Here is a 9638-nt window from a genome sequence, read left to right as displayed (position 1 = left end):
GTAATAACGGTAGTGGTAAGAGCACTTTTCGCAATTTGATTATCGACAAAATTGGTGTTGATATCAACATTGATGCCGATGCTATTGCACGACGATTGGATCCAGAAAATCCGACTGCAAAAAGAGTTACAGCGGGAAAAGAAGTCATTAAATCAGTTAATCAATATATAAAGGAAGGTAAGGATTTTTCAATTGAAACAACCCTTGCTGGAAAGAATACACTTAAACAAATAGCGAAAGCCAAAGAATATGGTTATGAAGTGACTATGTTTTACACTGCACTCAATAATGTTAGTAAAAATATTGAAAGAGTTGCAATGAGAGTAAAAAACGGTGGTCATCCTATACCAAGTGAAGATATTCTCAGAAGAGACCAAACTTCATTTAAACACCTGTACGAATATCCCCCTATTATCGATAACCTTATTTTAATTGACAACAGTAAAGACGATGGAGAAATTATATTAGAAATAAATAATGGTAAAATAACTTTTGAAGTTAATCATCTACCTAATTGGGCATTGCCTTTATGGCAACAATTTCAAAATAAACCATCAACAGAACTATAACCGGACCAATTTTGCAAACATGGAAAATTGGTCCGGTTATAAAATTTTGGAGTTATCAAATTTTATTTATTCCGGATAAGCGCCCGATTGCGGTATAAATAGAAAATTACTTTTTCCGTTTATGTTCATTCTGAGTTCAAAAACGTTTAGCCATTTTTATCTTTATTATATAGGACAAGTCTTTCTTTTTGGTCACCATCTGTACGATCATCATTCCAGGTGATTTCCATATAGATTTTATCAACTTCGGGAAATTCTGTAAGATTTTTACTTTCGCCTTCGAGGGTGCCAGTAGTCTCTTTAGCAATATCTGTTTCCCCGGACACGGAGCCACTATGGAGAGTGGTTTTTGTCCCATCAATAACGGTGTAAACGTCAAAACCGAAAAAGTCTGCCATATGTTTGTCTTCACTTTTCATCGTCAATGTTCCGTATCCTGCTTTGATTTCATTGGCCGACATCACAATTTCATAACTATCCAATTTCCAATGGTTGCTTTCACCGGATAAGGACAGATAATAACTAGTTGTTGACTCATCATTATTGCAGGCCGATAAAACAACCAATAAAAAAGTCAAGCTGATTAATAGTCGCTTCATACTACCACACCTTTATCCATCTTCTTTCAACAAAATGACCCTTATGAGCAAGACGAGCACAGCTCTTAATCGATAACTGCGCCCGTTCGTATTGCATCGATGACACAAATATTGTCTATCTCTGTAGTGTGCTTTTACCATGTATCCCCACCCGTAGAAGGTGTCCACTGATTTAGAAAGTGTCTGATAATCACAACTTGCCCTGAATGATAACTATTATGGGAAATTAACGATAGAAGATGCTCTACCTGACCATTTGAAACGCCATGGTCGTTTTCCGTAAATCGAACAGCTTCATTTAAACCATCTGTAAATTTGTTTACAGCCAAATCCCAATCCTTTTGGCAGGTGGTTTTACCACTGCTGGCCATGTCTCTGAAGCATGTTTTGGCGGTACTGTCTCTTCTCCCTTCAAAAGACATAAAATATATTCTTGCCAGTAGATCATATGATTTAGAATTTGCCAGATTGAATGCTGGTTTAGAACCACCTCACCTGCTTGCTCGATTCCTAATTCGTCGAAAATCGTCAATGTGCTAACGTGAGCATTTTCTCCGTATAATCCTTTGGTTAAATGGTTCATAGCTTAGTCACCTCTATGTAAAAACTACTGAAACATTCCATTATTATTAAATTTATTAAATTCTTGCCCCCGTTAATGAAATATTTTATGTCTGCTTTCCTTAAACGAAAAAGACTAATAAAATTGTTATTACTAATGATTGAGCAAATGTAATCAATAAATCGTTCTTCCAGTATGTTTTTGAAAAAAAGCTTAAAATCCTTGCAATCAAAAAACTACATATCCATACTACGAAAAATGTAAAAATAAACGCCATCTTTCTCCCCTTAATATATTTTTATCTTCCGACAATGTTAAACAACAACCTCATTTATTATTCTACATGAATACAGGAGATCTTTCCTCAACCATCTGGTTTTATAAGCAGGCGGTGCAATCTTTTATTCCGGATTTGCGCCCAATTCCAGAATATTCACTTTCTACCATTGGCTAATCGAGGAGTCTAATATTAGTATTAGGGTATATATGCTAGCCTCTTTATAAGACTTGTTTGTTAAGACTCTGTCCCGACTGTCAATCCTCCGGTTTTGCATAGACGACACAGGTACCTGCAATAAAGTCGTGTATGGCACGTTTGTCTTCGCGAAGGCCAACCATGAACGCACTGACAATTGTTGCGATTCCAAACGTTAAGCCATAAACGATTATGAACCCCACAATATGACGGAGCACCATTGTTCTAAAGCCAATCTTCTCTCCGTCTATGCGTTCAATGCGAATGCTGCAAGCCCTTTTACCTACAGTGTAGCCATACCATAATACAGGTAACAATAAATAATAAAGGGCAGTAATGACGGTGGTGATGATATCCTTATTTCCAACTGATAGTCCAAGTACCACAGCAAGAATGCCTATGGGAACACCAAGTAAAAGACCATCCAAAATATTAGCCCCAAGGCGAATCCAGAATCCTGCTCGTGATTTTTCCATTTGTAAGCTCCCTTCTTCTTTAAAAATATGCGAAATCCTTTGACATTTATCGACTAAAAACTTCTTCGAGTACTGGTACTGAAATAGTTCGTATTAAAAAATTCATTCGGTTTAATTGAATAAGAAATCCCAGAACGAATCCCCACCATCAAACATCCAGCACCATAAAAATTACAGTAATTAAAAGCCAGGTAAATCTCCACTTATTCGTTTTCTTCACCTTAGGACTCCTGACAATATTCAACAATCCTTCTCTTTCGCATAATACCGATTATTTCAAACTACAAGTAATTCCTCAATCCTTTTTCCATAAAAAATGGCACTTACCCTATTCGGGATAAGCACCCGTTAGCTTAATAAAAAAATTATGGAAGTGCATTTTTCTTCTCACTTGGGTAATCAATTGAATCGGCTATTTCAACTAATACTTCAGCAGTGACCTTATCAGAGACCCTTTCATCGACACTCAGCATATATTGCCAATTATCCCTTTCAAAGACTAAAGCATACCAACCACCGCTATACTGCATATATATTGCTTCATTTCCGTTTTTTAGGTTAACTTTTTTAATAATATACTTATTTGGAATTTGAATTTTATGCTCGACGGGGTGAACATCTATCTTGTAATGATTTTCAGGTGCATCTTCATTTATGAACTTCAGCTCCAAAGTGTCATTTTTATCACCATCTAAATCGCTAAACCTTCCCAAATAATGAGTGAAAGTTATAGGTGGAATTCTAAGCGGTAGTTTTAAATCTCGGTTAAAATGTTGTTCGAATTTTTTTATAGCTTCTTCAGCTGTCGTATACCCGCCAAATTCAGGAAAGAATTCCTCTATGGGTCTAGGTTTACTGTTAGTATTTGCATATACTGTTCCGTAATTTACCCCATAAAAGAAAATACTGAAAACAATCAGTAACAGAGAAAATCCTTTCTTCATTTACATCACCCCAAAATTATATTTGGGTATATTTTTAACAGTAAATTAACAACTATACCATTTAGTTCAATAAGCCTTATTCCATTAAATGGCCCTACAATGGCAATTTGGATGCTGCCCTTTATTCCGCAAGTGCGCCCGTTAACGGAATAGTCCTTTCTGCTATTAGCTGGTTCAGTTAAACAAAAAAATGATTTTAAATCTCCCTGGAGTGTCTTAGTTTAATATACGTTGGATACTCTTTTGGAACATTTTCATATTGAAATTTGAAGCCTTTGGATTCGTAAAAGGGAATTCCTTTCATATTTCCTTTTTGAACGGATACCCATTGCTTTTTGGCACCATACTCCTCTTTTTGTTGTTTCGTAACAGAATCAAGTAATTTAGACCCAATTCCTTCATTTCGCCTTGCGGGGTCAACGTATATTACAAATAATTCCCCGACCCCTTCATCTATCATTCCTCCACCAGCAGCACCAACTACTTTCTCTTTTTCAACCGCTACAAAATATCCACCCCAGTCACGATTTGATTCGGTTACTTCTTTTAATATTCTTTCGTGATTATAAAAGTCCCTAATAACCCTTTCAATCCATTTATTTGAGTGAGTTTCTCCATATGTAGCCCAATAGGCTCTAATACACACACTTGAAATTCCTTCAACATGACCTTCGTTGGCCTTCGTAACTTGTATCAGATAGGATTCTCCTTTCTCTCTTTGTATAATATCATTTTGGGGTAAATTATTATGGTTCGAGCGCCGAATCTTATTCCAGATTGGCGCCCGTTTGAGGAATAGTTGCAATCAAGTATTTATTACTTTTGAGTGGTTTTTGATCGGTCAGGAACTCCCCATTTAACAATCAATCCGGTATATGTGAGTCCCCCGCCAAATCCATACAGGATAACCGTATCATCATAATGTAATTTATCTTCTTTTATTCCGAGGTCGAGTGCTAATGGTATCGATGCCGATGAAGTATTTCCCATATTTTCAACACTGTATAATGTGTTGTCCATACTAATATGTGATTTTTCACCAATAGATTCAATCATTCTTAAATTTGCGCTATGAGGTACAAACCAATCAATGTCTTCTGTTTTTAAATTTGCTCTTTCTAACAATGTCTGGAGACCAATTGGAACCATTCGTACCGCCCACTTATATACTTCGCGCCCATTCTGAACCATATTTCCATTCCCAAGCAAATCCATACCATTCATTTGCTTTGACAATCCAGTACGATAAAGATGGATCCCACCTTCCCCATTCGTCCCTAAAACAGAAGATATAAAACTGGGTTTTTGTTCATCATATTCAACTAATACCGCGCCAGCCCCATCGCCGAACAGAACACATGACGAACGATCAGTGTAATCCGTAACTTTCGATAACGTCTCTCCCCCAATTACCAATATTTTTTTGTGAAGTCCGGAGGTAATTAAACCATTGGCTACGTGTAACCCATATGTAAACCCAGCACATGTCGCATTCAAATCAAATGCACCAGTACTTTTCAAGTTAAAATGTTCTTGAACTTGACAAGCTACACTTGGAAATGCGTAATCTGCTGTAGAGGTGGAAACAATAATTAAATCAACATCGTCAAGATTCTTATTATAATCTTGTACTATTTTTTCCACCGCCTTAATACATAAATCGGATGTAAATTCATTTTCCTCTGTTATGCGACGTTCTTTCATACCTGTTCTCTGAGTGATCCACTCATCATTTGTGTCAACAATTTTTTCTAAATCAGCATTAGATAATATACGTTTCGGTACATAACTTCCAACGGCTGTAATGCGAGCTTTTGATTGAGTCATTCATTTCACTCCTTACCTTATTCTTATTCCACTTTAACACATGATATTATTACCTGGTACTAAAAATGTACCCTTAAGAAGGACGCCTTCTATTCGAGAAGCGCGCCCTTTAGCTGAAGAATACTTTTATCTTAATACCATTCATCGTAAATTTCTTTTAGAAAACCTTCCGTAATGGTTATTGTTGTTGTTTAACATAAAAGTCAGTCATATAACAATAAAGTTGGTAGCCTTAAAATATTACTGAAATTGATTACCTATCTTCCGCAACGGGCGACGCGACAAGTTCTGCTATAAACACTTTGAGGCACGAAATGCTGGGAACTTTCAAATGAATTCCAACTTTACAACGGAGGGTGAAAATGACGGAACCACGTTTCCCGAATTCATCTCGTCAACAATCCTGAGTGCATCTATTTTTGAGGTATGAAGCCAGTTGATTCGGCAGAACGAAGGCTTGAAGCCTCTCTTCGAGAGAAGGTATGTCGACGGATATCTTGAACGGCTGAAGAACTGGATGGGGCATCTACCAGAATAACAGTAAAATATACAGTTTGTGAGTATAATGGCGTTATGAAAGGTTTTTAAAAAGTCCGTAACCATTATTATTGGAATCAATCTTATGAAAAGCCACCTTTTTGTAGGTGGCAAAGGCTTTAAATCTGTTAATCAACACCAGGGAACCATCCAGGGGTGTGGATAATCGCTTTCCAAAGAGGATTCGGTACGACCAGCCGATCTTGACCATTTGTATCTAAAATCGTCTCAATATCGGAAGCCTTTCCTTGTTCGATTTTGCCTACCCAGTCGGGATCTATAATAAGTTCGCGTCCTAAAGCTAGCAAAGGTACATCGCTTTGGATTGCGGATCGGGCATCCTCGGCTGAGTAGATGGAGCCTACTCCGACAACAGGGACTTTGTTCCCTACACGATCTTGGATGATGTCTAAGCGTGAACGTGTATCTTCCAAGCCTCGTCTAGGACGGGACCAAAAATTCATTAGTGAAACATGAATGTAATCCAGTTCCTGATCGGCTAAAACATCGACGAATTCCAACGTGTCCGCCATTGTAATACCTGGAGTTTGGGGTTCTTCAGGAGAAAGCCGGTGCCCCACGATGAATGGATCTTTTGCGTGGTCACCCACGGTTTTCTGGATCTCATTGATGACAGCCAGTGGAAAGTTCATTCGTTTTTTCAGGCTTCCACCCCAGTGGTCGTCACGATGATTTGAATGAGGAGAAAAGAACTGATGGATCAGGTATCCATTCGCTCCATGGATTTCAACCCCGTCGAATCCGGCTTGAATGGCTCGAGGTGCGCCCTCCCCATACGCATGAATGATTTCCTTGATTTCGCCATCCTCTAATGCACGGGGAACCGGTTCGTTCTCTCCTGCCGGAACTGCACTAGCACTGACAATGTCCCCATTTGGGACTAAATCCGGTGGACACAACCGTCCGCCATGATAAATTTGCAAGACCGCTTTGGCGCCTTGATCTTGAATCGTTGTCGCCAACCTTCTTAATCCCGGGATCATATCATCATTGTGCACGCCAATTTCGCCGGAGAAGCCTTTGCCGCCTGCTGTCACATTGGCACAGGCTGTGACGACCATGCTGACCCTTTTGAACGACGTTTATAATATTTCACTTCATCATCAGAAACCGTTCCGTCCGAATTTGAGGACCAGTTGGTCATGGGGGCCATGACCACACGATTCTTCAATCGGGTACCATTCGGAAAAGAAAAGGATTCAAATAATGGCTGGTATTTTTCATTCAACGTTTTTGCCTCCCCTTTATAACTTCAACCTTAAAAAAGATTATTTTACAAAAATTTCCTATAATAAAAACAACCTATCGCATATCATATAAATACTTTCATTACTCGCAAATTCCTTAGATATTCCTTAGTGCCTCTTCAATCGGAACATCGCCTGAGAGAATTTCAAACACCCGATGGGATGTATTTTCTGTATCTAGTGAAGTGACAGCAACCTGCGCTACATCAGCACGCGGAATGCCATTGGAACGGTCTTCGATATGTTCCGCCGCGGTAATGGTCCCATTGGCAGGTTCGTTTAATAACCTTCCGGGACGGAGAATGGTATAATTCAAATGGCTGGATTGCAGGTTTTTGTCCGCATCGCCTTTTGCTTTGAAATAATATTTCATGGACTCCGGACCATTATCAGGGGTATCAGCATTCATTGAACTGACCATGATAAAACGCTTTACATGATTATTTTCTGCCTCGTTCACCGCCTTCATAGCACCTTGGCGATCCACCAATTCCGTTTTTTCAGGACCGGTATGGCCACCGGAACCAGCGGTAAAAATCACCGCATCGCAACCGTCAAAAGCATAAGAAAAATCCTGTTCTAAATCGGCAACAACAACCTCCGCCCCTAAATGTTCTAGTTCATTCGCCTGATTTTCGTTGCGAATCATCGCCTTTGCTTGATGTTCGCTCTTGTCCAGGACAGATAAAATATGTTGTCCAATTTGTCCATATGCACCGATCACTAATACTTTCATATCAACAGCTCCTCATCTACTAATTTCACAGCTTTAACTGATGGTTATTTTTCATCCCCAATATTTAAATTTATCTTCTCTAGTAGGATTAAACAATCGAATCAATTCCATTAAGCAGTCTCTTATACGCTATCAATACCGAATTCATCAAGTATGGATTCGATATTGAACTTTTATTCTATTTTACCACGCTAGCCCTTAATCAAAATAAGACCATAATCGCGTCTTTCGTGTTGGACAGATACCCATTGTACTGTTGTGAATTCGTCAAGAATCCAGTCCCTATTAAATCGACCAAGACCTGATTCTTTTTCCCCGCCAAACGGGACGTGGGACTCGTCATTAACGGTGATCATTGACATGAACCATACCGATATGAAGTCTTCTAGCGATGTTTACCCCATGTTCTAAGGAATCAGAATGGAAGGCTCCGCCTAAGCCATACGGTGAATCGTTGGCGATGTCACTCCTTTGCCAAAATCGTTAGTAAAATCTGTGCACTTTCCTTACCTTACCCCACTCGGAGGACAATTTTTCCTTTGGCATGATGTGTTTCACTTAATCGGTGGGCTTCTTGAATCTCCTCAAGTTTCATAACTGTCCCTACATTTGCGCGGATCTTTCCTTGTTCAATCATTTCCCCGATCTTGGCAAGCTGTTCACCATCAGGTTCAAGGAAAACATAGCCCGCTTTCACCTTTTTCGTTTGGGATAATTCCTGATCAGGCTGATCAGCAATAGAAACCAGAACACCTTCTTCTTTTAAAACATCATAACTTTGCGTCTGGATGTCACCGCCAAGCGTATCAAACACAATGTCCATATCGGCAAGAACATGTGTGAAATCTTCGTTGCGGTAATCAATAACTTTGTCTGCCCCCAGCGATTTAACAAATTCAACATTTTTCGTGCTGCATGTCGTTGCCACCCAGGCACCCAAGGATTTTGCTAGTTGAATGGCAAAACTTCCAACTCCTCCTGATCCAGCGTGAATTAACACTTTGTCACCTTGTTTGATGTCAGCAAAGTCATCAAGACATTGCCACGATGTTAATCCAACAAGCGGAATTGATGCAGCTTCTTCAAAAGATTGATTTTCCGGTTTTTTTGCAACAAGGTTTTCATCAACAGCTACATATTCCGCATAAGTTCCATTACGGGTTATATCCGGCCGGGTAAATACCTTGTCTCCGACCCTGAATTTCGTCACTTTTTTTCCTATCTCTTTTATTGTTCCTGCGGCATCCAAACCGAGAGTAAGCGGAAAGTTATAATCCAGCATTCCTTTCAGATACCCCTCACGTATTTTCCAATCAACGGGGTTTACGGACGTAGCTGCTATCTCAATCAAAACATCATTGTCTTTCAAATTTGGTTCGTCTATTTCCGTATACTTTAACTCATCAATCCCGCCGTATTTTTCAATAATAACTGCTTTCAATTTAGGTCCTCCTTCATCATGCATTTCCTTATTCCTAATTCGTTATTCCCCATCGACTTTTATAAGTTGCTTGCCAAGATTTTCACCTTTAAACAACCCGAGAAAAGCTTCTGGTACGTTCTCAAATCCTTGCACAATATTTTCTTCATATTTCAGTTTCCCCTCGGCTAACCAGCTTGAAAGATCTCGGATACCTTCACTGAA

At 39.1% G+C, this 9638-nt stretch carries 9 protein-coding genes and 3 pseudogenes; 1 reads left to right on the top strand and 11 read right to left on the bottom strand.

The annotated features are described in order from the left end of the window. The coding region (locus tag ABD010_RS03050; protein ID WP_343810199.1) for an ATPase at nt 1–569 on the top strand (569 nt) is incomplete at its 5' end. A gap of 146 nt (nt 570–715) precedes the next feature. On the opposite strand, the gene ABD010_RS03045 is transcribed toward ABD010_RS03050, so the two are convergent. From ABD010_RS03045 to ABD010_RS02995, 11 genes and pseudogenes are all read right to left on the bottom strand, one after another. After that, entirely contained in the window at nt 716–1168 is a 453-nt protein-coding gene (locus ABD010_RS03045) for a hypothetical protein (RefSeq protein WP_343810197.1), read from the bottom strand. 319 nt (nt 1169–1487) lie between these two features. Then, nucleotides 1488–1751, bottom strand: coding sequence for a hypothetical protein (locus tag ABD010_RS03040; RefSeq protein WP_343810194.1), 264 nt, complete (start codon nt 1749–1751; stop codon nt 1488–1490). Between the two features lie 513 nt (nt 1752–2264). Beyond that, on the bottom strand, nt 2265–2681 hold the full coding sequence (locus ABD010_RS03035; protein ID WP_343810192.1) for an RDD family protein: 417 nt from the start codon (nt 2679–2681) through the stop codon (nt 2265–2267). Between the two features lie 365 nt (nt 2682–3046). Further along, nucleotides 3047–3625: a hypothetical protein gene (locus tag ABD010_RS03030; protein ID WP_343810191.1), complete on the bottom strand. Its 579-nt coding sequence runs from the start codon at nt 3623–3625 to the stop codon at nt 3047–3049. A gap of 196 nt (nt 3626–3821) precedes the next feature. Further along, nucleotides 3822–4271, bottom strand: a complete 450-nt coding sequence (locus tag ABD010_RS03025) for a GNAT family N-acetyltransferase (RefSeq protein WP_343810190.1) — start codon at nt 4269–4271, stop codon at nt 3822–3824. Nucleotides 4272–4441: 170 nt separating this feature from the next. Further along, entirely contained in the window at nt 4442–5452 is a 1011-nt protein-coding gene (locus tag ABD010_RS03020; protein ID WP_343810188.1) for a ketoacyl-ACP synthase III, read from the bottom strand. Between the two features lie 665 nt (nt 5453–6117). Next, nucleotides 6118–7238: pseudogene (locus tag ABD010_RS03015) on the bottom strand (NADH-dependent flavin oxidoreductase). Nucleotides 7239–7354: 116 nt separating this feature from the next. Further along, on the bottom strand, nt 7355–7993 hold the full coding sequence (locus tag ABD010_RS03010) for an SDR family oxidoreductase (protein ID WP_010529126.1): 639 nt from the start codon (nt 7991–7993) through the stop codon (nt 7355–7357). A gap of 191 nt (nt 7994–8184) precedes the next feature. Beyond that, nucleotides 8185–8455: pseudogene (locus ABD010_RS03005) on the bottom strand (aldehyde dehydrogenase family protein). 49 nt (nt 8456–8504) lie between these two features. Next, nucleotides 8505–9434 (bottom strand): NADP-dependent oxidoreductase, encoded by a 930-nt coding sequence (locus tag ABD010_RS03000; RefSeq protein WP_343810186.1) that lies wholly within the window; start codon nt 9432–9434, stop codon nt 8505–8507. 42 nt (nt 9435–9476) lie between these two features. Next, nucleotides 9477–9638 (bottom strand): annotated as a pseudogene (locus tag ABD010_RS02995) (NADP-dependent oxidoreductase); the annotation flags it as partial.

This window comes from Virgibacillus siamensis (assembly GCF_039522605.1).
Classification (GTDB): domain Bacteria; phylum Bacillota; class Bacilli; order Bacillales; family Amphibacillaceae; genus Lentibacillus; species Lentibacillus siamensis.
Note: the sequence above shows the minus strand (reverse complement) of the source record. Positions and strands in the feature narration are given on the sequence as shown.

What these genes read in the sequence shown, in the direction of transcription:
- ABD010_RS03045 (WP_343810197.1), bottom strand. Translation starts at nt 1,168, where the DNA reads ATGAAGCGACTATTAATCAGCTTGACTTTTTTATTGGTTGTTTTATCG.
- ABD010_RS03035 (WP_343810192.1), bottom strand. Translation starts at nt 2,681, where the DNA reads ATGGAAAAATCACGAGCAGGATTCTGGATTCGCCTTGGGGCTAATATT.
- ABD010_RS03030 (WP_343810191.1), bottom strand. Translation starts at nt 3,625, where the DNA reads ATGAAGAAAGGATTTTCTCTGTTACTGATTGTTTTCAGTATTTTCTTT.
- ABD010_RS03010 (WP_010529126.1), bottom strand. Translation starts at nt 7,993, where the DNA reads ATGAAAGTATTAGTGATCGGTGCATATGGACAAATTGGACAACATATT.
- ABD010_RS03020 (WP_343810188.1), bottom strand. Translation starts at nt 5,452, where the DNA reads ATGACTCAATCAAAAGCTCGCATTACAGCCGTTGGAAGTTATGTACCG.
- ABD010_RS03040 (WP_343810194.1), bottom strand. Translation starts at nt 1,751, where the DNA reads ATGAACCATTTAACCAAAGGATTATACGGAGAAAATGCTCACGTTAGC.